The organism is Deltaproteobacteria bacterium, from assembly GCA_016709225.1.
Lineage (GTDB): Bacteria > Myxococcota_A > Polyangia > Nannocystales > Nannocystaceae > Xiheibacterium > Xiheibacterium phototrophicum.
In genome coordinates this window covers 971548-995624 of record JADJEE010000002.1, presented here as the reverse complement: position 1 = coordinate 995624, position 24077 = coordinate 971548, and the positions used below count along the sequence as shown (strand labels likewise).

The following is a 24077-nucleotide window of genomic DNA, read 5'->3' as shown; positions in this document are numbered from 1 at the left end:
CCCCACGATGCGCATCGGCCGGTCATTCGCGGTGGGGTGGGTGCTGTTGTTCGGCTGCCGTCCGCGCGCCGAGGTTGCTGCGCCGGCCGCGAGCGACCGCGTGTCCGAGTCCGCGGACTACGACACTGCGATCTGGGAGGCGCCGCCGGCCGCGGTCGCGCAGCGCTTCACCACGCTGCAGCGCGAGGGCGTCGCCGAGGCCGGCACGATGGGCGTGGTGCTGCTCGATCGGCGGCTCTCGCAGGTCGCCGCGGCCGAACTCACCCGCCCGACCGCGTCGCGCGCGGAGCTGGTGGCCCGTGCGCGGCGCCTCGGCTCGCCGTTCGTGCCGGTGCACGCAATGGTGTTGCGCGAGCCGCTGCATGCCGGCGCGGCGATCGAGATCCTCGCGGCGGTGCCGGGCCAGGGGCCCCTGCGCGTCGGTGTCGCGGCGGCCGACGATGGCAGCACCGCGTTGGTGTTCGCACGGGGCTTCTTCGTGCTCACGCAGCCGGTGCCGCGTCGCGGCGCGCAGCGCCTGGGCTTTGCCCTCGCGCCGCCGGTGTCGGGCTTCGTGCCGGCGGCGCTGGTGGTGAGCGCCGCCGGCGTCGAGCGCCTCGCGGCCGAGTCGGTCGCCGGAGCATGGGTGGTCGCGCGCGAGGGTGGCTTCGACGGCACCGTGGTCGGCATTCTCGGCACCACGGCCGCCGAGCGGGTCAGCCATGGCCGCTACGCCGATCGCGTCGAGCTGTTCGGCGTACTGCGGCTGGGTGATGCGCCGGCGTGGCCCGGCACCGATGGCGACGACCTCGTGACCGCGCTGTCGTCGCTGCGCGCGACGTGGGGCACCACGCCGCTGCACTTCGGTGACGAGCTCGCGCCGCCTTGCTCCCAGCTCGCGAGCAGCGTCGGTGGGCAACCGGTCACGCTCACGCAGCAGTGCATCGAGTGGCCCTCGGGCGGCAGCGATCGCGAGCGCTTCGCAGGCTTGCTCGACAGCCCGCTGGCGTTCGAGTCGCTCGCGCGGCCCGACTGGCACGTCGCGCAGCTGCGACGTGATCCCGATCGCACCAGCATTCGATTCGCGCGCACGTTCGCGTCGCGCACGCCCGCGCAGGCCCGCGCCGAGATCGAGCAGGCAATCCTCGCGCGCTGGCCGGCCATGACCCACGATGCGCTGGACGACGCGCCACTCGCCACGCTCGTCGAGGGCTGGGCCGCCGGGCCGCATTCCCTCGAGGCCGACGCCGCGATCGCGGAGCTCACCGCCCAGCAGGCCGGCCGATGGACCCCGACGAAGCGATGGTTTCGCATCGCGTGGAGCGACCAGGAGCTCCCGCGCTTGCTCGATGCGCTCGCACCCGACGCGACGCCCTCGGCGTACGCCCTCGCCGTGACGCGCGGCGTGGGCTCGGAGGGGGAGCCGCGATACTTCGTGATTCTCTACCTCGCGCTCCCTGCGATGGATGCCGCGGCGACACCGACGCCGAGGTGACGGCGATGAATGCTCGCGCGAGAATTCGTTCGCGACGCGCTTGACAGTCCATGCCGGCTGCTTCATAACCCACCACCGACGTTCACCGGAGTTCACCGACGATGTTTCGCCCCGCCCACGATTCCCGCTCGCGCCGCCTGCCCAGGCAGCCGTCGTGCGGTCGTGCCGACGGCTGAGACGTCGCGCGTGTGATGCCCGAGTGATTCGTCGCTGAATCGTCGTCGGTCGCCGCACGCCGGCGCTCTCGAGCCCACGCACGGCCGCGAAGCGACGGCCCCGATCCGGCCCCGATCCGGCCCCCATCCGGCCCCCATCCAGCGGGACGCGGGGGGCGAATCGGCGCCGACTCTCAGATTTCACGCCTCGAGTGGCGCCGCAACCCGATGCCGTGGATGGTCCACGGCACCGTCGGTCCGCGTCGTTCCACACGTTGGGGGTGTGAAGGATTCCGGGTTCGAATCCCGGCGATCGGGCGGTCTGACCGCGCGATTGGCAACTGGCTGCAATCGGATTCTCGCAATCCGAATCCAACGAAAGCGAAGAAAGAGATGAGGGGCGGCGCGCCCGAATCACACTTCGTGCGGACCACGACATGGGTCCGCATGGGTGTGAGGGTGGCCAAGAACGTCCCCTGCGCAGCGAATCGCCTCGCGATCGTCCTCGATCGCGTCGTCGGTGCACCACCATTCGCTCGACCGGCGCACTCCGGTGCGTCGCCGTCGGCGTCTTCGGTCTCACCACCGACGCGTGCGGTCCCCGGCCCGGACGCCAAAGCGCCTCGGCTCGCCGCCCCTCGTCGCCAACCTCGCGACCCCAACGAGAGCACCGCCATCGCCATGTCCATCGATTCGAAGGGAGAACGACCATGAAGACGATCATCATCCAGGAGTCCAAGCGAGGGATCGTGCGAAACGACGGCCGCACCGTCGGCATCCTCCTGCCCGGTCGTCACTGGTCGTGGCGATGGTCGGCACGCACCACCGTCGAGGTGGTCGATGCCCGGCAGATCGCCACGGCGTCGGCGCCCGACCTCGAGCGGGTGCTGACCGCCGACCTCGGGCAGGTGCTCGAGGTCGCCGAGGGGACCGTCGCGCTGGTGCGGCGCGATGGTCTGCCGCTGCGGGTGCTCGACGCCGGGCGCTGGATCGTCTGGCACGGTGAGGGCGAGGTCGCGATCGCGATCGCGTCGCTCGAGCCGCTGCGCACGTCGGTGCCGTCGTCGTTCTGGGCGATCGCAGGGTCGCAGCGCATCGTCGATCTCGTGGTCCGGCCGCACGAATGCGTGCTGGTCTACGTCGACGGCGCCTTGGCCGAGTCCTTGGGGGCCGGCCGTCACGGGCTCTCGACCTTTCAGCGCAAGCTCGACTTCGTGCGGATCGATCTCCGCGAGCAGCAGCTGCTGATCTCGGGGCAGGACCTGATCTCGGCCGACAAGGCCACGCTGCGACTGACGCTGCTGCTCAAGTACGCGGTCGTGGATCCGGTCGCGACGGTGCAGACGGTCGCAGATCTCGGCGAGGCGCTCTACGCCGAGGTGCAGATGGCGGCCCGCGCCGCGATCGCAGGGGTCACCCTCGATGGCTTGCTCGAGCGGCGGGTGGAGGTCGCGCGGGACATGACCGCGGCCGTCACCGCGCGCATCGAGGCGTGGGGTGTCGCGCTGCGACGACTCGAGATCAAGGATGTGGTGCTGCCCGGTGAGCTGCGTGAGCTGATGAACCGGGTGATCGAGGCCGAGAAGCGGGCGGCGGCGCAGGTCATCCTGCGTCGCGAGGAGGTCGCAGCGACGCGGTCGCTGGCCAACACGGCCCGCCTGCTGGAGAACAACCCGGTGCTCCTGCGACTCAAGGAGACCGAGGCCATGAAGGAGATCGCGGACAGGATCGAGAACCTGACCGTGGTCCTCGCGCCGAAGGACCTGCAGGACGTCCTGCGACTCGGCGCACGCGAGTGAAGCACGATCGCTGCCGCACACCGACGTGCGGCGGCGATGGCCCGGCCTCGAGATGGCCGCGGCCGCCTTCGGGGTGAGGTGCAGCTGGTGGCACGCCGCGCTTGGGACGCGGAGGCGGTGGGTTCGAATCCCACGACCCCGACCACGAGCAACGACAAAGGAAAGGAAGGACGACATGTTCCTCGTACTGTTGAAGTGGCGGTACAGCATCCGCCCCATCGGGCGCACCGCAAGCGCGGGTGCGCCCGCATGGCGACCGAACGCGCCGACGTCGACGTCGGCGTCGCGCACCCTTGGTGGTGCGCGGCACCAGCAATGCAACGCGTGTCGAACGGCGTACCCGAGGATGCCCGCGTCGCGGCGCCGCCGTGCTCCGGCGTATGCTGCTGCGACCGTGATCGACGCCAGGCTTCGTTTCGCATCGTCCCTCCTGTTGCTCGTCGCATGTGGCGACGTCGCCTCGCCGATGGGCGGCTCGTCGAGCGAGGGCACCGGTAGCTCCGGTGCGACGCTGACGACGAGTACGTCCGCGGCCAGCACGGTTGCGGGCACGACGGGCGCCGCCGACAGCTCGGACTCCGGTGGGGGGCCGACCACCGGCGATACGTCGGGCTCCTCGGGCGGGCCGCCGGTCGACATGGGCGTGCAGCCGGTCGATCCCTGCACCGAGACCGCGTTCTGCGAGGACTTCGAGGACTACACCGAGGTCGCGCTCGCCGACGGTCAGGAGTTCGGGCCGTGGCGCGCTGCGCTGTCATCGGGCGGTGCGCTGATGGATCTCGATGGCACCCACACCGTGTCGGGCGATCATGCGCTGCACGTCGTGCTCGATCAGGGCACCGAGTCGGGCGGACGGCTCTTCACCAACGGTGGCGTGCCGATCCTGGCGGACACGCCGACCCACGTGTACGGGCGCATGATGATGTACATCGCGCAAAACGGCACCAGCGTGCACTGGACCTTCTTCGGCGTCAGCGGTGAGGCCGAGGCCAGCTCGCCGCTGGCCGGCAACTACGCCAGCTACATCATGAGCTCGCTGCCCCGCGACGGCGTGAACACCTACAGCTTCGTCGACGGGCTCTCGGGCGGCCCCTACTATCAGGACTGTTGGTCGCAGGGCATGCAGCCGATGCCGACCGACACCTGGACCTGTGTCTCGTTCGAGATGGACACGCTCGGCCGGCACCTGCGCATGTACAACGACGCCGACCCCACGCCGATCGTGTCGGTCGACGAGACCGGCCAGGGCTGCGTGTCGCCGGCGCCCGGAGACTCGACGTGGTGGGGCCCGGAGATCGATACGTTCTTCGTCGGCGGCTGGAGCTTCCACGAGATGAACGCTCCGCTCGAGCTGTGGATCGACGACGTGGTGTTCGACACCGCGCCGGTCGCGTGCCCATAGCCCTTCGGAGATGACAGACGGGCGAGCCCGGCTACGCCCACGACATGCGGCGGTGTCGGGCCCGGTGGATCGTCCGCGCGCCACGAACCAACGGCGAGCGGCGGCGTATCCCGCGATCGGAGAATGCCCATGCCGATCACTCGAGGGTTGTCGTTTGCTGTGTTGGTCCTGTCGTCGGCCTGCGTCGCCGATGGCGATGATGTCCGAGGGTTTCGCGACGAGGAGGCCGAGCAGGCCTTCCCCGGCGTCACCCCGGAGGCCGTCGGTCACGGTTGGTTCGCGGTCCACGATCGCCTGCGCGAGATCGACTATGCGGTCGTGCGCGGCTGGGCGGTCGCCGAGGGGGACATCGTGCTCGGTCGCGCCGACGGGCTGAGCGCGCTGCAGCGGGGGCAGGCTGCGCCGCCGCGCGCGGCCGCCAACCCCGACCTGTTGTGGCCGGCCGGCGTGGTGCCGTTCGCGGTCGCCGACGATCTCGGCGAGCAGGGCCGTGCGGCGGCGCTGGCCGCCATCGACTACTGGAACACGCACACGGCGGTGCGCCTGGTCGAGCACGCCGGCGAGCCCGACTACGTGGTGTTCGTGCCCGGCGACGGTTGCTCCTCCTACGTCGGGCGCCAGCAAGGTCCGCAGAACATCACCATCGGACCCGGCTGCGGCACCGGGCAAGCCGTGCACGAGATCGGCCACGCGGTCGGGCTGTGGCACGAGCAGAGCCGCTCCGACCGCGACGAGAACATCATCGTGAACTGGGATGCCATCGGCCCCCAGTACGTCGGCAACTTCAAGACCTACGTCGAGCGCGGCGCCGCCGGGGTCGATCTCGGGGCGTACGATCTCGGGTCGATCATGCACTACGGCTCGTTCTTCTTCGCGACGGGAGACGAGCCGTCAATCACGCGGCTCGACGGCAGCCTCATCGAGGCCCAGCGCGAGGTGATGTCGCCGGGCGATCTCGCCGGCATCGCGGCGCTCTACGGCGAACCGACGGGGCCCGGTGGCGGCGGCGGTGAGACCGGTGGTGGCGGCGGTGAGACCGGTGGCGGCGCGCCGGGTCCGTGCGGCGTGATGGCACCCGGTGACGTGCTCGGGGCGGGCGAGATGCTGGGATCCTGTGATGGCCGCTTCACGCTGGTGATGCAGCCGGAGGGCAACGCCGTGCTCTACTTCAACGGCGTCGGTGCGCTGTGGGGCAGCGGCAGCGAAGGCACCGGCGGCAGCTCGCTGGTGATGCAGGCCGACGGCAACCTCGTCATCTACGGGCCTGCCGGTGCGCGCTGGCACAGCCAGACCCACGGTCATCCCGGCGCCGCGCTGTACGTGCAGGACGACGGCAACCTCGTGATCTACGACGGCGGCACGCCGCTGTGGCACACCGGCACCTGCTGTCACTGACGACGGCGTCGACTTCGTCGTGTCTGCGACCGCGCGGCGCCATCGCTGCACCCGTGCGCTCGGCTCGACCGCGGCGCGCGGGCGGGTTAGCGTAGCGGCGCCGCGCGTGGAGGAGACTCCCGACATCGAGCTGCTCGAACGCTGGCGCGGTGGCGACCGCGACCAGGGCAACGCGCTGGTGCGACGACACTTCGCCCTGGTCTCACGGTTCTTCCGGCGCCGCGTGAGCGAAGGCCACGCCGATCTGATCCAGCGCACCTTCCTCGGCTGCGTGGAGTCACGGGACCGCGTGCCGGCGGAGCTCCCGTTTCGCGTGTACTTGCTGGGCATCGCGCGGCGGGTGCTCTTCGATCACCTGCGCGCGGTCGGCCGTCGCGCGCAGCACGAGGACGACGCGCCGCTGCTCGAGTCGCAGGGGTCGCCCAGTCGTGTGCTCGACGACGCACGGCAGCAGCGGCTGCTGTTTCGCGCGCTGCGACGCCTGCCCATCGAGCTGCAGCTGACGCTCGAGCTGCACTACTGGGAGCAGCTGAAGGTCGAAGAGGTCGCGCGGGTGCTCGAGATCCCCGGTGGCACCGTGAAGAGTCGCCTGGCGCGGGCACGCACGCTGCTGCGCGAGGCCATCGGTGCGTGCGAGGCCGACCCCGAGCTGCGCCGCACGACCTCGCAGGGCATGGACGCGTGGCTGGCGTCGATGCGGCGTCGTCGCGAGGGTTGTTGATGCGTGCGGCGGGTGCCGTCACCCCCGCAGGCCGCGCGCGAAGCGAAACGCGTCGCTGCGAGCGAAGTCGGCCAGCGTCGCCACGAGGTCACCGCCGCGGTCGCGATAGGCCTGCTCGAACGCGCTGGCGATCCACGCCAGCGCCGGCTCGTGGTCGATCTCCACGCCCAAGGCGTAGCGGGCGAGCTGGCGCGCGAAGCAGGGGCGCAGCTCGGGATGGTCGAGCAGCGCCCGCGCGAGCGAGCGGGCGTCGTCGAAGACCACATCGTCGAGCTGTCCCGAGGCGTCGATGCTCACGCCGTTGTCCTGCGTCTGCACGCGTCCGATCGCGTCGAACTGCTCGAGGCCGAAGCCGAGCGGATCGACGGCCGCGTGGCAGCCGGCGCAGTCGGGTCGCTCGAGGTGCTGCTCGACCTGCTCGCGGCGCGTGGTCCCCGACGGCGGCTCGCCGAGGTCGGTCGGCACGTTCGGCGGTGGGTCGGGCACGTCGCGGCACAACAGGCGTGTGGCGATGAAGCGCCCGCGTCGGGTCGGCGACGTGAGGGCGTAGCTCGAGCGCGCGGTGAGCATGCCGGGCTCGGTCAGCAGCCCGACGCGGGGCTGCGCCGCGCCCAGCTCGACCCGCGTCAGCTGGTCGCCCGCGATGGACTGGCCGTAGTGGCCCGCCAGCTGGGGGTCTGCGAACGCGAAGCCGGCGTCGAGGATGGCGAGGAACTCGCGGCCGTCGTGTCGCATCGCGACCGCGAGCTCGGCAACCGCGGCGCGCATCGAGTGCAACATGGCGTCGTCGAGCTCGGGGAAGCGCTCGGGGTCGATCCGTGCACGCTCGACGAGCGCGAGGTCGAACATGTCGGTCGCGAATGCACGCACGCCGTCGTCGATGCGTGCGTCGTCCTCGAGCATGCGCACGATCTCGGCCTCGTAGCGGGCAGCGTCGCCGAGCCCCGCGGCGGCGGCCTCGAGCAGCGCGTCGTCCGGGGTCGTGTCCCACAGCAGGAACGACAGCCGCGCCGCCAGCTCGTAGTCGTCGAGCGCGAGCGCATCGCCAACTTCACGGCCGTGCTCGATCACGTGGGTGAAGTTCGGTGAGAGCACCATCGCGGTCAGCGGGTACGAGAACGCGGGCCAGAACTCGGGCAGCTGCTGCTGCGCGAGCTCGAAGATCGCCGTGTAGCGCTCGAGCTCGTCATCGGTGAGCGGCCGTCGGAACAGCCGCAGGCCGAACGCCTGCACGATGCTGCGCGCACAGTCGGCGGGTGCGGTGCCGTCGCCCGCACACGCGCCCCAGCGCGCGCGCCAGGCATCGTCGGCAACCGCCCAAGCGGCGATCTCGCGCGCGGCGGCCTCGTAGGCGGCGACGTCCCCGCGCGAGGGTGTGAGCTCGCGGCTGGCGATCGCGACCCAGCCCTGGACACTGAGATCGTCCGGTAGCACGATGGCTGCGGCGAGTGCCGGCGAGAACAGGTCGCCGACCGCGTGGCGCAGGCGCGAGCGGGTCAGACGCGACATCGACAGCGTGGGTAGATCGCCGTCGTCGGGCACGCCGTTCGGTCCGCCGTCGTCGCTCGCGCCGTCGTCGTCGGTGGTCGCATCGCCGCCCTGGCTGGCAAAGCGCCCGTCGTCGTCGAGGCCGTGGTAGCAGGCGCCGCAGCCCAGCACTGCGGCGATCATGGTGGGGCGGCGCCACTCAGGTCTCGAGCTCATGGATCACCTCCGTGGTCTGTGCGTCCTGGCTGCCCCAGCTCTCGAACGGTGCGCCCAGGGCACGCATGACCGTGAGCGCGGCGCGACTCGTGGGCCCGGAGCTCGGCACGTGCAGCCCGCCGCGTAGCCCACCGCCGGCGCGACCCGCCACCAGCGTGAACATGTTCTCGAACCCATGGTTCGAGCTGGTCTCCGTCATGGCGAGGATGCCGGTGTTGTCGAGCACGGTGCCGGCACCCTCGGGATACTCGGCGAGCGCCGACAGCAGGGTCGCGAACGCCTCCATGATGAACGACACCGACAGCAGTAGATCGGGGTGCTGCTGGTGCCCGAGCTCGTGGTGGTTATTGCTCAGCTGGCCGAAGTCGACGAACGAGTTCTGTTCCATGAACTGGAACGAGAACACCCGCGAGACGCCGCAGGCCATGCCCAACGCGACCAGCTTCGCCATCACGGCGTTGACCTCGAGCGCGGCCGCGGCGTTGTCGACCATCCAGTCTTCGATACCGTCGGTGACGCCGTCGGCGTTGCACGCGACCGTGGTGCCGATGGTCTCGATCTTCGCCTCGATCTCGCGCACGCCGTCGAGGTAGCCCTCGAGACGCATGCGGTCGTGCGCGCCGAGGCGGCCCTGGAGATCGACGATGTCCTGCCGACACGCGTCGAGGTAGGCCAGGCGCAGCTCGCCGTCGTCGAAGCTGCCGGGCGGCGGCTGGCGCCCGCGAACATGTCCTGGTAGACCGCGCGGGGGTCGAGCTGCGCGACGTTGGGCGCGTTGGGCCCGCTGTGCGAGATGGCGTGCCAGCCGGTGCCGGACTCACCGCTGCCGTAGCCGGTGACGCCGACGATCATCGCGCGGCGAGGTGCATCGTCGAGCACGTCGGCCATCACCTGATCCAGCGAGGGCGCCGTCATGGCGCCGCCTGCGGGCGGATGACCGGTCAGCTGTGCGGCCGCGCCCATGATGTGGCGGTTGGTCGAGGGATCGCCGAAGCTCGGGCACGACAGGCCCGAGACCATGGCGATGGCGTTCGCGTGGGCGGCCAAGGGCGCGAACGGTCCCTGCAGCTCGAGTGTGCCGCCGCCGGGCTGCCAGCCCTGGTGGACACCGGCGGCGAAGAACCACGTGCCGAAGCGACGCGGCAGCGCGGTGCCGTCGGCGTAGGCGCGTGCGTTGCCGTCGAGCATGGCGTCGAGCGTCGGTAGCCCGATCGCCACCGGGACCCCAGCCGCGAGGCCGCGCAGGAGCTGGCGTCGGCTGGGTCGCCACGCGGGAATCGTGCGAACGGGACGTCGAGCGGGGTTCTTCGTCATGGTGCGCTTCCTAGCAAGGGGCATCAGCAGTGGCCGCAGCCGAACGACTCGATCTCGGCGACACAGGTGGCATCCCAGGCGTCGACGCAACAGCTCGCGTCGTGCTGGCAGACGCAGCCGCGCAGCGCCCCATCGAGGCACAGCGGCAGTGTCATCGGCTCGCAACAGGGTCCGACGTGCTCGGGGACGCCGGTCCCACTCGAGCCGGTGTCGCCGCTCGAGCTCCCGGCGTCGGTGCTCGCGGTCGTGCCGTCGGTGTCGCCGGCGCTGCTGCCCTCGGTCAGCAGCTCACCGCTGTCGGGGTCGGGCAGCGCGACGAACGAGGTGCCGTCGGACTCGCTCTCCTCGTGGAATCCGGCCACCGGGTGGGGCGGCCGCCGTTGCTCGAGGTCGCCGCGCGCGCAGGCGACGGAACACAGCAGCGACGAGACGATGGCGCAGTGGCGTGTCACCGCTGGCTGCATACGCGGGCGCGGCGATCTGGTTCACGCCCATCGACCGCGGCGCCGCCCCGAGGTCAACGGTTGGCGAATCGTGTGAGCCAGGCCGCGACCTCGGCAGCCTCGGCCGACGAGCCATCCGCCGCGAACAGGGCCTGCGCGGTCTCGGCCCGTCGACGGCGCTCGTCGAACGGGAGCGTCGACAGCCGCGCGATCGCGAAGGCGGCGTAGGCATCTGCCAAGCCGTGGGGACGCTCGGGGGGGCGCGGCTCGCTGAGCAGGTACTCGGACACGGCCTCGGCCTCGTCGCCGCGCAGCTCGAGCAACTCGGCGACCTGGTAGTGCAGGTTCTCGCGATGCGACGCGGTGGCGCCGGGCGTGCGCAGATACGCCTCGATCGCTGCGTGCGCGTGGGGTAGCGCGGCCGGCCCCTGCACGGCGACGCTGCTGATCGCCACCGACGCGCTCGACAGTGCACAGCGGCGCGCAGTGGCCGCGGTGCGGTTGCAGTCGATGAGCCGCGAGGCCTCGTCGAGGGCCAGCGCTTCGACGCTGCGTCCGCTCCGCCGCAGCAGGCGAGCGAGCAGGGAACGTGCGAGCGCGCCGGCCTGCGGATCGCGACCGCCCTGGCGCGAGGCCTCGAGCAGCTCGCGGGCCTCGTCGAGCAGTGCCGCGCCGTCGCGGCGGCTGACCGCGACCAGCTGCATCCGCAGTCCGCGTGCGCGCAAGACTGCGCCGTTGCGATCGCCGAGCCGGCGTCGTGCGGGCGGCAGGTGTCGATCCAAGCGCGACACCGCTGCCCGGCGCTCGCCTTCGTGGGAGGTGAGCAGCGCGAGTAGGGTCGCGCTCTCGAGGGTGCGCGAGGCGTCGATCCCGAGCGCGCGCTCGCGGATCTCGACCGCCCGCCGCGCGTGCGGGAGCGCGTCGTCTTCACGACCCTCGCGCTGCGCGATGATGGCCGCGTTGTGGTGCGCCGTCGAGGTCATCACGTGGTCGGGCCCCAACACGCGCACGTGGCGTTCGACGAGCGCCGCCAGCTCGGCGCTCGAGTCGATGGTGAGGCCCAGCTCGGCCTTCACCAGCACGCGCAGCATCTCGGCGTCGAGCGTCGCGGGGTGATCTTCGCCGAGTCGCGCGGCCAGGCGCGCGGGGAGGTCGTCGACGAGCTCGCGGGCGCGGGTCTCGTCGCGGATGCGGTAGCGTCCGAATGCGACCTCCTCGAGGGCGGCCAGCGCGAGCGGATGCTCGTCGCCGAAGCGATCGCGCTGGAGCTCGTGGATACGGGTCCAGTCGTCGACGAAGACCTGGTGCTCGTCGACGCTGGCCGCCGCGTGGGCCAGACAGCGCCGCGCGTCGACCTCGACGTCGGGCGGGGGCGCGGTCGCGGCCAGTCGCGCGCGCGCCAGCTGCATGTGACTCCGCGTGCTCCCCGAATCGCCGCGCATGCCGGCGGCCGCCCCGAGGCACGACAGCGCAACGGTCTCGGTGTGGTCGAGCCGGTGCTCGGTGGCCAGTGCGAAGACCTCTTCCAGCGCCGGTGTCGCGGCCGGCTCCTCGCCCTCTGCCATGGCCGCGCGGGCGCCCAACAAGAGCGCCTTGGCGTGCGGCGCGGGGGCGAGCTCGGGTGAAGTGAGCAGCTCTGCGATCGCGACCCGAGCGGCGGACGTGCGTCCAAGCGCGAGCAGGGCCTCGGCCGCGGCGACGCGCTCGTACTGCAGCACGGTCGCGTGGTCGACGACCGCGCTCGCGCCGGTGCACTGCGCGGGGTCGGGCAGGGACCCCGCGAGCACGTGGGCGTCGTCGACGTTCTCGGGCGCGCCACTGCCGAGCACACCGAGCACGCCCGCGAACTGCGACGCCTGTTGCTCGAGACACGCCAGCGTCGCGGTGGCGTTGGCGGACGGCGCTGCGCAGGCCTCGCGCGCGCGGTCGCGGTGGCGCTCGACCCAGGCGTCCAGATCGTGCGACGCGTTGGTCCAGCTGACCGGCGCGTGGGCACGCCCGCTGGCGACGAACGCCGCCTCGAGTCGGCTGCGGCCGGCGTCGTTCCACAGCGCGTCGATGGCTGCGGTCGGCTCGCAGGTCGGCGTCCGCGAGGCCAGCACGGCGACGGATGCGATCGCGCCCGCGGTGATCGCCGCGGCCGTGCCAAGCAGCAGCGCTCGACGACGCCCGCGGCCGCGTCGCAGCGCCACCAGCAGCGCATCCATGCTGTCGTGGCGCAGGTGGGGCTCGACCGCCATCGCGCGCCGCAGCACCGGCTCGAGCCAGCGCGGCAGCGGGCGGTGACCGCCCTGCGTCGGCGTCGTGAACTCGGCGCGGATCGGCGCGTCGAGGGTGTCGCTGGCGCGGGGAATCGTCCCGCACAGCGCCTCATGGAGCGAGGCAGCCCAGGCGTACTGATCCGATCGCGGGGTCGCCGGGGCGCCGCGTCGCTGTTCGGGCGCCATGTAGCGCGGCGTGCCGGCGATGCGGTCGCCGGCCGCGTCGTCGTCGTCGAGGCCGGGCTCGCGCAGCCGCGCGAGTCCGAAGTCGAGCACCTGCGCCCGCCGGTCGTCATCGATCACGACGTTGCCGGGCTTGAAGTCGCCGTGCACCACACCCACGCGATGGGCCGCGGCGAGCGCGTCCGCCAGCTGCTCGAACACCTCGATGATGCGCGAGCCCGTCGGGGCCGCAACCAGCCACTGCGTGAGCGGCCGCCCGCGCACGAGCGCCATCACGATGTAGACCCCGAGGGTCGGCACGCCGATCGCCTGCGCGCGCGCGTGGGCCTCGCCTTCGAGCTCGTAGGTGCCGACGTCGAACACCGCGACGCAGTGCCGATGCTCCACCCGCGCCAGTGCCCGGGCCTCGCGTCGCAGCTCGTCGGTGCCACCATCCCCACCCAGGGACGACAGCGCGATCAGCTTGATCGCGACCCTGCGATCGAGCTCGGGATCGTCGGCCTCGTAGACGCGTCCGAAGCCGCCGCGCCCGAGTAGTCGCACGAGGCGGTAGCGCCCGATCTCGAGCGGTGTCGGCGTGGCGCCGAACAACCCCGCCTCGACCGCGTCGAGTAGATCGAGATCGTCGACGTCGCTGGACCCGGGCGTGGCCGCACCGAGCACGCGCGTCATCGACTGGGCTTCGGGGCTGGTCACGGCGGACGTCCATCGTACGCGGCGACCGGCCCGCGATTCGAGGGGCGCCGCGCGATCACGCGGCGGCGGCGAGTTCGTGGGCCCAGAACGGCTCGTAGGGCCGCGGCGCGCCGACCCGGAGCAGCGTGCGGACCTCGTCGAGATCGTGGTCGAGCAGGCGCTCCCACTCGACCGCGGGCAGCCACGCCGACTGCAGGCCCCTCACCAGGCCATCGAGGATGAGCGCGCGCGCGTCCGGATCCGCGGCGCGAAGCAGCGCGGCGGCGACCAGCAACCCGATGCCCGGTGCCCGCGTCTGCGCGAACGTGAACGCCAACAGCGAGGACTCGCCGATGAGGTCGCCGTGGTAGCCGAGCACGACGTGCCACAGGTCGTGGCTGTCGCGCAGCCGATCGGCGAGCCACGCGTCGGTGGCGTCACCGCGGCGCTCGCCGGCCTCGCTGGCGTGCACGAGGCCCTCGGCGGTGAGCTGCCCCTCGTCGAGGAACGCGAGGTAGGCCCGACCGAGCGTCCCCGCCGGCAGGGCCGCGAGCGCGTCGCGATCCCGCAGGCGCGGCAACAGCTCGGGGCGTTGCACGAGCAGCGCGGCGCCACGGCGCGAAGCCGCGAGCCGGGCTCGCAGGGCCCGCGGCGCGCCGCCGGAGATCGCCGACAAGAGCCGGAACACCGCCGCGGTGTCGTCGGGGTTGCGCAGCACCGCGCGCAGCGCTGCGAGGGCTTCGAAGGGGTGGAATGCCAGGGCCGGGCGCATCATCGAGGTCTCTCCTGTTGCTGACAACGTTGTAGATAGCGCTATCTACAACGTTGTCAACAGTGATTCGACGCCGCGTGACATCGCGGGGGATTTCCCGCAGCCTGGAGGCCGGTCGTGACCGCCCGCAGCCCCCGAGCCGCCCGCGCCGCGCGGGCTCCCCGAGCCGCCCGCGTGCGTCGCTCCGCCGAGGCCGCGCACGAGCAGATCCTCGATGCGGCCGACAAGCGGCTGGCCGAGCACGGCCCCCGCGGCATCCGCTTGCAGGACATCGCGCAGGACGTCGGCGTGTCCCATCCGACGATCCTCCACCACTTCGGCAGTCGAGAAGGGTTGGTCGAGGCGGTGGTGGATCGCGCGCTCGCGTCGCTGCAGTCCCGCGTCATCGCCAGCTTCGCCGCCGGCAACCTCGAGGCCGGCGAGGGCGCCGCGTTGGTGCGTCAGATCATGACCACGCTCGGCGACCGCGGCCACGCGCGGCTGATGGCGTGGTTGGCACTCGAGGGCCGAGCGCCCGAGGATCCCGCGAAGCTGCTCTCGACGCTGGCCGCAGTGATGCACGGTCGCCGCGTCGCCACCACCGCCTCGCAGGCGCCGGCCGAGGACACCCTGTTCATGGTGATGCTGGTCTCGCTGGCGCTGTTCGGCGAGGGCGTGCTCGGTGCGAGCGTGCTCGACAGCGCCGGGCTGGCGCGGGATGCCGACGCGCGCGAGCGCTTCCATGCGTGGATCGTCCGCCTGGTCGAGGCCCACCTGCACGGACCCGGCCTCGTGGCCGAGCCCACCGTGCCAGCCCGCGCGGTCGCGCGGCGATCGGGGCCGCGGCGCAAGCCATGAGCGACGCGGCGGCACGGCTCGACGCGGTCGAGCTCGATGATGGCGTCGGTCCGCGCTGGTCGGAGCGGGGTCCGATCGTCGTCTACGACGGCTTCGAGGAGCCCGACGCGCTGCGGGGCCGCGTCATCACGCCGATGTGCGTGGCCTGTCGCGCGCCGGTCGTCGTCGCGGTCGACGTCGTGCTGGGGCGCGGGCACGAGCTCGGCGCCCAGCCGCACTGGCAGGACGCCGTGGTCACGACCTTCGGGCTCGACGAGCGCTGGCTCGAGGCGTTCCACATCCTGCGCACGCGACTCGGCCTGACGCCGTACCTGCTCGAGTGCAGCTGCGCGGCCTGTGGCGCCCGGCACGTCGCCGTGCTCGGCTACGGCGAGTTGCAGCCGGCACGCTACGTGCTCACCTTCGAGGGGCTCGCACGCGTGCGCGAGGGCTGACGCGCCGACGCTCGGCGCGAGGCGACGGCGAGGCGACCGCGCCGCTCGTGCGGTCAGCCGGGCGGCGGCACGCCGAGCTCGATGATGTCGTCCGCGAGTCGCTCGAGGTCGCGCTCGTCGTGCGAGATCAGCACCACCGGCACGGGATGCCGTGCCAGCCACGCCACCAGCACGTCGATCACCGCAGTGCGACGGGCGCGGTCGAGCGCCGCGAACGGCTCGTCGAGCAACAGCGCCCGCGGCCGCGCGAGCAGGGCCCGCGCGAGCGCGACCCGCTGACGCTCCCCGCCCGAGAGGTTCCGCGGTGCGCGATCGAACAGCGCGTCGATGCCGAGCGCGCGCGCGAGCTGGTCGCGTCCTTCGATGTCGGTGCTGCTCGACCACTCGAGGTTGCGCGCGACGTCGACGTGGGGGAACAGCCGCGCGTCCTGGGGCACCCAGCCCAGCTGCCGCTGCCATGGCGGCACGAACACGCCGCGCGCATCGTCCTGCCACAGCTGATCGCCGAGCATCACGCGGCCGCTCGCGCGGCGTTCGACCCCCGCGATCGCGCGCACGAGCGTGGTCTTGCCGACGCCGGAGGGGCCGGTGACGGCCAGCCGCCCACGCGCGCTGCGCAGGCGCACCGGTGCCGACGCCCACGGCCACGTCAGATCGAGCTCGAGGCGCGCGGCGTCACTCATCGCGTGAGCTCCAGCCGGCGTCGCTGCCAGCGGACCAGCAGCTCGTATCCGCCGAGCGCCAGCACCGAGATCGCAATGCTGGCCCACGCCAGCGCCGCCGCGTCGCCGCGGCCGTCCGGACGATCGAGCAGGGTATAGATCGCGATCGCGATGGTGCGGGTTTCGTCGGTGTTGCCGGCCAGCACGATGGTCGCGCCGAACTCCCCCAGCGCCCGCGCGAACGTCAACGCCGCGCCGCCGGCGATGCCGGGCAGTGCAAGCGGCAGACTCACCCGCCACAGCACCCGCCACGGTGCGTCGCCCAACGAGGCTGCGAGCTCCTCGTAGGCCGGATCGATGGCCGCGAACGCAGCGCGCGTCGACATCACGAACAGCGGCAGTCCTACCACCAGTGCCGCGATGATCGCCGCCGCGGCCGTGAAGGGGATCTCGATGCCGAGCGCGGCGAGCCACGGGCCCAGCAGTCCGCGGGTGCCGAGCAACGACAGCAGCAGCATGCCGGTGACGACCGGGGGCAGCACCATCGGTGCGAACACCAGCGCAGAGACCACCGACTTGCCGCGGAACTCTCGACGGGCGAGCCACCAGCCCAGCGCGATCGCCAGCGGCAGCGACACTGCGGTGCACCAGGCCGCGACCTGCAGCGAGAGCGCGATCGCACGGCCCGCGTCGAGGCTCATGGTTGCGTGAATCCTGCGGCGCGGAATCTCTGCGTGGCGACGTCACCCCGGCACCACGCGACGAAGGCCCGCGCACCCGCGGGATCGTGGGCGCCGCGGAGCACCGCGGCGGGATAGACGATCGGCGGGTGGCTCGTGGCCGGTAGCTCGAAGGCCACGCGCACGGCGGGCTCGACCGCGGCGTCGGTGGCGTAGACGATGCCCGCTGGCACCTCGCCGCGGGCGACCCACGCCAACGCGGTACGCACGTCGTCGCCGTCGACGATGGCCCGCGGCGTGACGCGCAGGTGATCGAGCGCCGCGCGGGCGTACTTGCCGGCCGGCACCTCGGGGCCCGCGAGCGCGAGGCGCTCGAGTCTCGCCAGCCCGGCCGCGTCGGTGGGCGTCGTCGATGCGTCGCGCGGCACCACCACCACGAGGCGGTTGCCGAGCAGATCGACGCGGGTGTCGGCCTCGATGAAGCCCTCGTCGGCGAGCGTGTCCATCCACCGACGATCGGCGCTGATGAACACGTCCGCGCTCGCCCCCGCGCGGAGCTGGGCGGCGAGCTTCGAGGTGCCCTCGAAGATGGTCTCGGGGGCCGTGACCCCGGCCTCGGTCGCGTAGAGCGTGGCGATCTCGGCGATGACCTCGGTGAGGCTGGCGGCCGCGAACACGCGCAGTCGATCGCGATCGCCACGGCGGCAGGCGGCGAGGCTCGCGACCGCCGCGAGCCAAGTGCGACGGGACCACGTCATGCTCGCGTCCTTCGTCGCGGCGCCCGAGGTCGCGCCACGCGGAAACGGTTGCTCTGCCCGGGGTAGCCGAAGAACGCCGACAGCCGCGCCATTGCCATCCACGACAGCGTGCGACCCGGCGAGTCCATCGGCGCCTGATCGTAGTGCGAGACGTAGCCGGCCAGTGCGACCGCGAGGAAGTCGACCGGCCACCACTTCATCGCGAGCGCGCCACCGGTGACGCCGCCATCGGCGACGTCGCCGGCATGGTGGCCCAGCGCCAGTCGATCGACGCGCAGGGCGAGCTCGAGCGCGCCGCCGTCCCACGGCGCGTCTGCGGCCGCGCGCGCGGCGGGGGCCCGGCCGACCTCGCGGGGCGTGCCGAGCACGACCCACGCGATCTCGCCGGTCAGGCCCCACGATCGCAGCGACGGCAGCGTGACCCGCGGGGTCTCGGCGTCGGCGTCGTCGTCGATCGCCGTGCGGGCCTCGTCGGCGAAGCCGGCCTCCGCCGTGATGCGCACCGGGCCGAGGTAGGCGACCGCGTGCAGCTCACCGACCAAGCGTCGACCCCGCGTGGGTCCGCCCTTCCAGAAGGTGTAGCCGCTCGCGATGCGCCCGCTGTTGGCGGCCCGATCGGGGGCCTCGTCGACGAGTCCTGCGGCGCCCAGGCGCAGGCCCAGGCGGCGATTGTGCCCGGCGACCCACGCACGTCCGAGCACGAGATCGACGGCGGCGTAGCCCGCCGGCGTGCGGTTGTCGTTGCTCGAGAGGCCGCCGCTACCGTTGCCGGCGCGCACGACCGCCTCGATCGGCGCGCGCTCGGGTCGCACGCGCACCTCGGCCCCGACGTCTCGGCGCACGCGCATCGCGTTGACCACCGGCGCGCGATCGGGGAACGGCAGCGCGTGCACCGGCTCGTAGCGGAACGAGGGGAACAGGGGGGTCTTGGCGTAGCCGGCCCCGATCTCCAGCCATGCCTGGGGTCGGAACACGACGTAGCCGTCGAGCAGGTAGGGCACCGCCGTGCCGACCGTCTCCAGCGTCGCGACCGCGTCGAACCATGGCGCCGGCCTCACGCGCGCGCCGAGACGGAAGCGACCCAGCGCGAAGCCATCGGTACCCTCGACGGCATCGCCCAGCGTGCGTGCATCGATCTCACCGAGCAACGTCGGGCTCACGATCGGCTCGCTGGTGGCCGCGGGTGGTGGGCTCGGCGGTGGCGCCGTCGCGCTCGCCGTGGCCGCCGACGCGGCCGGTTCGCGCGGCGATGCGGTGGTCTCGTCGTGCGCCGCGAGCGACGCGTCGTCGTGGGTCGTCGCGCCGGCATCGAGCTCGGGCGTGGTCGGCCCGCGGTAGGTGCGATCCGTCGCGGGCTCGAGCGCAGACACGATGGCGGCGAGCAGGACCGTGGAGGGCGTCGGCATGGTGGACACGCCGTCGGGAAGCGCGCGGAATGTTGATGCCGCGTGGTTACCTTCTGTGTCAACATCGTTCGAGATCAACCCGCAGATGGTCCAGAAGTCCCCGAACCCACGCCGTCCCACGGCGGCCCCGCGGCCGACGGGCGACTCGACCACGATGCTGACGACGGAGGAGATCGCAGGCCTGCTGCGCGTGCACCCCAAGCACGTGTACCGCCTGATCGCGCGGGGCCTGCCGGGTCGTCGCGTGGGCGGGCAGTGGCGCTTCGATCGCGACGAAGTGTTGCGCTGGTCGGGCTTGGTGGTGCCGGTCGATCGCGCCGCGGCGACCCACCACGCACCGTCGCCGAGCTCGCCCGCTCGCCCGCCGCTGCTTTCGGCCAACGGCGACGTGCTCGTGCAGATGTTGCTCGAGTGCCTCGCCGCCCGTGGCCATCTGCTCGGTTGGGTACGCAGCGATCGCGATCGCGCGCTGGCGTCGCTCGTGCGTGGCGAGGTGCTGCTCGCCGGCAGCCATGGTCGGCGCTTCCCCGCCGCGCAGGACGGCATTCGCTTCGCGCGCATCCACTTGGCGCGACGCGAGGTCGGCCTCGCGGCGCCACCGGGGGCCGCGGCGCCGCAGCTGCGCGCGATGGTGGGTCGGCGCGTCGCCTACCGACCACCGACCGCGGCGATCGTCGAGCACGTCGAGGCGGCGCTGGCGGCCGCCAAGATTCCTCAGCGTCGCGCGCTCGCCGAGGCGGCCCTGTTGCCGTCGCACGAGCACGTGTGCCTGGCGCTCGCCAGCGGGCGTGCCGATATCGGCGTGACCACCAAGGCGTGGGCGCAGCGGCTCGCGCTGCCGTTCACGACGCTGGCGAGCGAGGACTACGGGCTGCTGCTGCGCGCCGAGGACCTCGCAGACCCCCGCGTGGTCGCACTCTGCGAGTGTTGCCGGCGCGGCGATCTCGGCCGCGGGCTCACCGACGTCGCCGGCTACGAGCTGCAGGGCAGCGGCACGATCCACTACGATCTCGGCGACGACGCGGGCTGAGGGATCACAGCCCGATCACGGTGTCACCGACCGCGAACTCCCACGCACCGGCGTCGAGCTCGAGCACGCCGTCGACCTCGAGGTCGTCGCCCACGATCGGACAGCCCGCGTCGCAGCGATCGCAGGGCTCGAGGCCGGCGTGCCACCGCACGACGCGGCCGTCGGCGATGAAGGCGACGTCGATCGGGTCCACCAGCGCGCAGCCCCACACCGGCAGCGGCGCGGCGGTGCTGCCGGGGTCGTGGCGCAGCAACAGCGCTTCGCGATCGCACCTCCGGTAGCGCCAGCCGCGTTCGCGCGCAGCGTCGGTGTCGGCCAGCTCCGCGACCAGCGGGACGCCATCGATGGTGAGCGACACGTGGGCGTCGAGTCGCTGCGCGCGGGCGTCCTCGGAGCACGCCGCGGCGCCGTCGCAGGCGGGCAGCGGCAGCAGCCACAGCGAGGCCGCGATCGCTCGCCTCACAGCCCCTCGAGGAACGCGAGCAGGGCCTCGCGCTCCGCCACCGACAGCGCGTCGTACTCGGCGCGCGCGTCTTCGGCCTCGCCGCGGTGCGCGACGATCGCGGCCTCGACATCGACGGCGCTCGCATCGTGCATGTACGGTGCGGTGTCGGAGAGGCCCCACAGCGGCGGCGTGCGGAACTCGAGCATGCTCGCGGGCCCGTCGACGATGCCGGGCGTGTCGTCATCGCAGACCTGATGCAGGAGCAGATCGCTGAACAGCGGCACCGGACCGTCGGCGCCGGCGAGCTCCGGCGTGTGGCAGTCGCCGCAGCCGATGCTGTCGAACACCGCGCGACCCTCGGGCACCGCGGCCTTGGGCACCGGCGGCGCGAGATGGGACATGAAGAACGTGAGGTGATCGAGGCTCGCGCTGTCGATCTCGGGGTCGGCGCTGGCGTCGTCGTCGGCTGTGCTGCCGAAGCTCAGCCCTGGTTCGACGGGCACCGTGAGCCCGAGCTCCGCCGACATGGCGTCGCGCGAGAACTCGCGCAGCGAGGGCACCTGGGCCTTCCAGCCGAAGCGGCCGATGCGGCCATCGGGCAGCCGGTATGCGACGCCGCTGATGCCGTCGCCGTCGCTGTCGTCGGGGTCTTCGCCGGCGATGATCGTCGCCTCGGCGATGGCATCGATGAGACCAAGGCCGAGCACGCTCGGCGGCTGTCGGCGTTCGAAGACATCGATGTCGGGGCCGGCCTCGCGGCGCGGGAGCCCCGGTACCGACAGCTTGTGCAAGATGGTGCCGTAGGTGGGCGCGACGAAGGAGCCGCCGCCGAGGGTGCCGTGACGCATCACGTCGACATCGAGCGGGCCAGCGCCACCGATCACGGGATCGAAGTGACACGCGCGGCAGCTGTCGCCGTTGAAGTAGGGCCCGAGCCCGGCGGTCACGGCCATGTTGCGATCGAACAGCTCGCGGCCGGCGAGCCAGGCCTCGCGCCCTTGGTCGTCGAGTGGCGGCGGCGCGCCGGGTTCGCCAGCTTCGGGGATCGGCGCGTCGATCGGCAACAGCCCGCTCGAGTCCTGACCGCCGAGGCTGCCGAGGAACGCCACCAGCTCGTCCTGCTCGCCGGCGCCCAGCGCCTCGAAGGCCTCGCGCGCGCGCGCAGCCTCGCCGTCGTGGGCCGCGATCGCTTCGGCGAGGGTGTCGGCGCGGCCATCGTGCAGATAAGGGCCGAGCTTCGACAGCCCCCACAGCGGCTGGGTTCGGAACTCGCGACCGCTGGCGAGGTTCTGCTGCATGCCATCGGCCATTGCGTCGCCCATGTCGTGCAGCAGCAGGTCGGAGTACAGCGGCAGGCCGCCGCGTGGGCCCACGAGCACGCGCACGTGGCAATCGGCGCAGCCGATCGCATCGAAGTGATCCGCACCGCGCAGGGTCTGCTCGGTCGGCTCGTCCGGCGCGGGCACGGCCAGCAGCATCGAGAACGACACCAGGTCGAAGAGGTCCTCCCCGGAGAGCTCGGGATCGGGGTGCGCGTCGTCGTCGACCAGCGGCTCGTCGGGGGCGGCGGCCTGCCGCGGCACGTCGCCATCGGCGGGCGCGGTCGAGTCGACCGGCAGCGCGGCCTTCTGTGCGTCGGTGAGGGGATTGGTGGTGATGCCGAGGTGGTTGTTCAGCGGCCCGCGGATGAAGCCCTCGATGCTCACCGTCTGCGACTTGCGACCGAAGCGGCCCACGAAGCCGCGATCATAGTTGGCGCGGCCGCTGATGCCGTCGCCGTCGCGATCGTCGGGATCCTCGTTGGCGAGGATCGCCTCCGCGGGCAGCTCGGCCAGCAGTCCGACGCCGAAGAACGCGATGGGGTTGCGGCGCGCCTGCAGGTTGACGCCGTCGGTGAGGCCGGGCCGCGTCGGTGCGCCCGACACACCGTAGGCCGTGACGACGCCGCCGTGGGGCGCGGCCACGAAGGTGCCGTCGGCGAGCGTGGTGCCCTCGAGGTAGAAGTCGCGGTAGCGCGGGCCGCTGCCGCCGAGCACCGGACGCTCGTGGCACGCGCCGCAGGAGGCCACGTTGACCAGCGGGCCGAGGCCGTCGTCGGGCGTCATGCGTCGACGCGCGACCGCTTGTCCGCGCACGAAGGTCGCGCGTTGCTCGGTGGTGGCCGAGGGCAGCACCTCGCCGAGCTCGGCGAAGATGTCGTCGGCGAGCGCGGGTTCGGGCGCCACGGGATCGTGACAGGCAGGCAGCAGCCCGGCGAACAGCCACGGGATTCGAGCACGTGCATCAAGTCGCATCTTCATGACCCATCTCTCCAACATCTACGACGAACGTCTGTGGCTCGCGGCTGCGCCGGCGATGACTACGGCGAAGCGCGCGTGCGCGACACCAGCACGCCTCGCCACGGTGGCGGCTCCAGCAGGTTGCCGCCGACGGCGAAGCGCGTGCCGTCGTCGAAGCCGAACACCGCGTGCAGCGCGTAGGGCAGCACGCCGGCGACCTTGGTGGTCTCGAACTCGAAGCTGCCGGGACTCAACGTCGCGATGGTGCCCCGATCGCCCACGACGATTGCGTCGCCGGATGTGTCGACCCACACGCCGTTGCAGCCGGGCAGCGCACCGAGGGTCTGCACCGTCCACGCGGCGCCGTCGAAGCGCGCGAGCGTGCCGTTGGCGCGGCCACCGACCGCGACGATGTCGTCGGCGCCGGTGCCCCACAGGCTGATGAGATCGTTACCGGTGCCGGAGGGCGACTGCGTCCACGCCGTGCCGTCGAAGTGCAGGATGACCCCCGCATCGCCGACCGCGTGCACGTCGTCGGCGGCGGTGCCCCAGACCTTGAAGAGCGCCTTGGCGTCGCGATCGAGCGGCGGCACGTCGACGCTGTGCCAGCTGTCGCCCTCGAAGTGGACCAGCACCGGCGGCCCCGTGAACGCGTCGCCACCGACCGCCCACACGTCGTCGACGGCGCTGCCCCAGACACCCCACAAAGGCGCGTCCACGCCGGTCGGCTGCGGCTGCCAGCCGCCACCGTCGTCGCGCAGCGCCGCGCCGGCGTTGCCGACGGTCCAGGTGGTGCCGCCCTGCCCCCAGACCCAGTTGAGCAACGGCGTGTCGGCCGGCAGCTCGACCTTGGTCCAGGCCTCGCCGTCGCCGTGCAGCATCAGCGCGTTGCCGGCGTCGGCGAGCGACGCCTGCTGTCCGCCGACGGCGAGCACGTCGTCGGCGGCACGGCCCCACACGCTGAGCAACGCGCCGTCTTGGGTCTCGATCGCGAGCTCGAACGCTCCGAGCTCGCCCTCCGGAGGGTCGGGCTCGGCGGGGCACCCCCCACCGAGCATCACCACCAGACACCACCACCATTGCTGCGCCAAGCCTGCCACCCTCGATCCTTCACGAGTGTGGCCGTTCGATGCGACGCGGCGCAACCCGGGGATGCGCGCGTTCGCTGCGTGCAGGCCGTCGGCGGGGCACGTCGCAGGCGTGCCCGGGCCGCGTGGCTCGCGTCGTCGCGGACGAGCGCCCGGCGTG

The 24077-nt window shown here is 72.5% G+C and carries 21 protein-coding genes and 1 tRNA gene; 9 read left to right on the top strand and 13 right to left on the bottom strand.

Annotated features, from left to right (window positions below; all coding sequences use genetic code 11):
- Positions 1–7: 7 nt before the first annotated feature.
- The 6 genes from IPH07_18325 to IPH07_18300 all read left to right on the top strand — a co-directional run bounded on the left by IPH07_18325 (position 8) and on the right by IPH07_18300 (position 6946).
- On the top strand, positions 8–1474 hold the full coding sequence (locus IPH07_18325; protein MBK6919358.1) for a hypothetical protein: 1467 nt from the start codon (positions 8–10) through the stop codon (positions 1472–1474).
- A gap of 865 nt (positions 1475–2339) precedes the next feature.
- Positions 2340–3428, top strand: a complete 1089-nt coding sequence (locus IPH07_18320) for a slipin family protein (protein ID MBK6919357.1) — start codon at positions 2340–2342, stop codon at positions 3426–3428.
- A 69-nt stretch (positions 3429–3497) separates the two neighbouring features.
- A tRNA-Pro gene (locus IPH07_18315) sits at positions 3498–3573 on the top strand.
- A gap of 249 nt (positions 3574–3822) precedes the next feature.
- Positions 3823–4830, top strand: coding sequence for a hypothetical protein (locus IPH07_18310; GenBank protein MBK6919356.1), 1008 nt, complete (start codon positions 3823–3825; stop codon positions 4828–4830).
- Between the two features lie 129 nt (positions 4831–4959).
- On the top strand, positions 4960–6225 hold the full coding sequence (locus IPH07_18305) for a hypothetical protein (protein MBK6919355.1): 1266 nt from the start codon (positions 4960–4962) through the stop codon (positions 6223–6225).
- Positions 6226–6331: 106 nt separating this feature from the next.
- Positions 6332–6946 (top strand): sigma-70 family RNA polymerase sigma factor, encoded by a 615-nt coding sequence (locus tag IPH07_18300; protein ID MBK6919354.1) that lies wholly within the window; start codon positions 6332–6334, stop codon positions 6944–6946.
- 18 nt (positions 6947–6964) lie between these two features.
- On the opposite strand, the gene IPH07_18295 is transcribed toward IPH07_18300, so the two are convergent.
- The 6 genes from IPH07_18295 to IPH07_18270 all read right to left on the bottom strand — a co-directional run bounded on the left by IPH07_18295 (position 6965) and on the right by IPH07_18270 (position 14301).
- Complete coding sequence (locus IPH07_18295; GenBank protein ID MBK6919353.1) at positions 6965–8650, bottom strand: DUF1588 domain-containing protein; 1686 nt, start codon at positions 8648–8650, stop codon at positions 6965–6967.
- Entirely contained in the window at positions 8634–9143 is a 510-nt protein-coding gene (locus IPH07_18290; GenBank protein MBK6919352.1) for a hypothetical protein, read from the bottom strand. The genes IPH07_18295 and IPH07_18290 overlap by 17 nt, the downstream gene beginning before the upstream one ends.
- Positions 9101–9964: a DUF1552 domain-containing protein gene (locus IPH07_18285; GenBank protein MBK6919351.1), complete on the bottom strand. Its 864-nt coding sequence runs from the start codon at positions 9962–9964 to the stop codon at positions 9101–9103. Before IPH07_18285 ends, IPH07_18290 begins: the two co-directional genes overlap by 43 nt.
- 23 nt (positions 9965–9987) lie before the next feature.
- Complete coding sequence (locus IPH07_18280; protein ID MBK6919350.1) at positions 9988–10416, bottom strand: hypothetical protein; 429 nt, start codon at positions 10414–10416, stop codon at positions 9988–9990.
- A 65-nt stretch (positions 10417–10481) separates the two neighbouring features.
- On the bottom strand, positions 10482–13547 hold the full coding sequence (locus IPH07_18275; GenBank protein MBK6919349.1) for a serine/threonine protein kinase: 3066 nt from the start codon (positions 13545–13547) through the stop codon (positions 10482–10484).
- 55 nt (positions 13548–13602) lie between these two features.
- Positions 13603–14301: a ubiquinone biosynthesis protein gene (locus IPH07_18270; GenBank protein ID MBK6919348.1), complete on the bottom strand. Its 699-nt coding sequence runs from the start codon at positions 14299–14301 to the stop codon at positions 13603–13605.
- Between the two features lie 171 nt (positions 14302–14472).
- Here IPH07_18270 and IPH07_18265 point away from each other — a divergent pair, with 171 nt between their 5' ends.
- On the top strand, positions 14473–15135 hold the full coding sequence (locus IPH07_18265) for a TetR/AcrR family transcriptional regulator (protein ID MBK6919347.1): 663 nt from the start codon (positions 14473–14475) through the stop codon (positions 15133–15135).
- Positions 15132–15569, top strand: a complete 438-nt coding sequence (locus IPH07_18260; protein ID MBK6919346.1) for a hypothetical protein — start codon at positions 15132–15134, stop codon at positions 15567–15569. Before IPH07_18265 ends, IPH07_18260 begins: the two co-directional genes overlap by 4 nt.
- Positions 15570–15622: 53 nt before the next feature.
- Here IPH07_18260 and IPH07_18255 read toward each other — a convergent pair whose 3' ends face one another.
- From IPH07_18255 to IPH07_18240, 4 genes are read right to left on the bottom strand one after another with little or no spacing between them, the layout of a single operon-like run.
- Complete coding sequence (locus tag IPH07_18255; GenBank protein MBK6919345.1) at positions 15623–16252, bottom strand: ATP-binding cassette domain-containing protein; 630 nt, start codon at positions 16250–16252, stop codon at positions 15623–15625.
- Positions 16249–16932 (bottom strand): molybdate ABC transporter permease subunit, encoded by a 684-nt coding sequence (modB, locus tag IPH07_18250; GenBank protein ID MBK6919344.1) that lies wholly within the window; start codon positions 16930–16932, stop codon positions 16249–16251. Before modB ends, IPH07_18255 begins: the two co-directional genes overlap by 4 nt.
- Positions 16929–17669 (bottom strand): molybdate ABC transporter substrate-binding protein, encoded by a 741-nt coding sequence (gene modA, locus IPH07_18245; protein ID MBK6919343.1) that lies wholly within the window; start codon positions 17667–17669, stop codon positions 16929–16931. The genes modB and modA overlap by 4 nt, the downstream gene beginning before the upstream one ends.
- Positions 17666–19075 carry a hypothetical protein gene (locus IPH07_18240; GenBank protein MBK6919342.1) on the bottom strand — a complete coding sequence of 470 codons (1410 nt, stop codon included), beginning with the start codon at positions 19073–19075 and terminating at the stop codon, positions 17666–17668. Before IPH07_18240 ends, modA begins: the two co-directional genes overlap by 4 nt.
- 154 nt (positions 19076–19229) lie before the next feature.
- Between IPH07_18240 and IPH07_18235 the strand changes: the two genes are divergently transcribed.
- Positions 19230–20105, top strand: a complete 876-nt coding sequence (locus tag IPH07_18235; GenBank protein ID MBK6919341.1) for a helix-turn-helix domain-containing protein — start codon at positions 19230–19232, stop codon at positions 20103–20105.
- A gap of 4 nt (positions 20106–20109) precedes the next feature.
- Here the strand turns inward: IPH07_18235 and IPH07_18230 are convergent, their stop codons facing one another.
- From IPH07_18230 to IPH07_18220, 3 genes are read right to left on the bottom strand one after another with little or no spacing between them, the layout of a single operon-like run.
- Positions 20110–20568 carry a DUF192 domain-containing protein gene (locus tag IPH07_18230; GenBank protein MBK6919340.1) on the bottom strand — a complete coding sequence of 153 codons (459 nt, stop codon included), beginning with the start codon at positions 20566–20568 and terminating at the stop codon, positions 20110–20112.
- Positions 20565–22850, bottom strand: a complete 2286-nt coding sequence (locus tag IPH07_18225) for a c-type cytochrome (GenBank protein ID MBK6919339.1) — start codon at positions 22848–22850, stop codon at positions 20565–20567. Before IPH07_18225 ends, IPH07_18230 begins: the two co-directional genes overlap by 4 nt.
- Before the next feature lie 59 nt (positions 22851–22909).
- Positions 22910–23920 (bottom strand): hypothetical protein, encoded by a 1011-nt coding sequence (locus IPH07_18220; GenBank protein MBK6919338.1) that lies wholly within the window; start codon positions 23918–23920, stop codon positions 22910–22912.
- Positions 23921–24077: the final 157 nt, after the last annotated feature.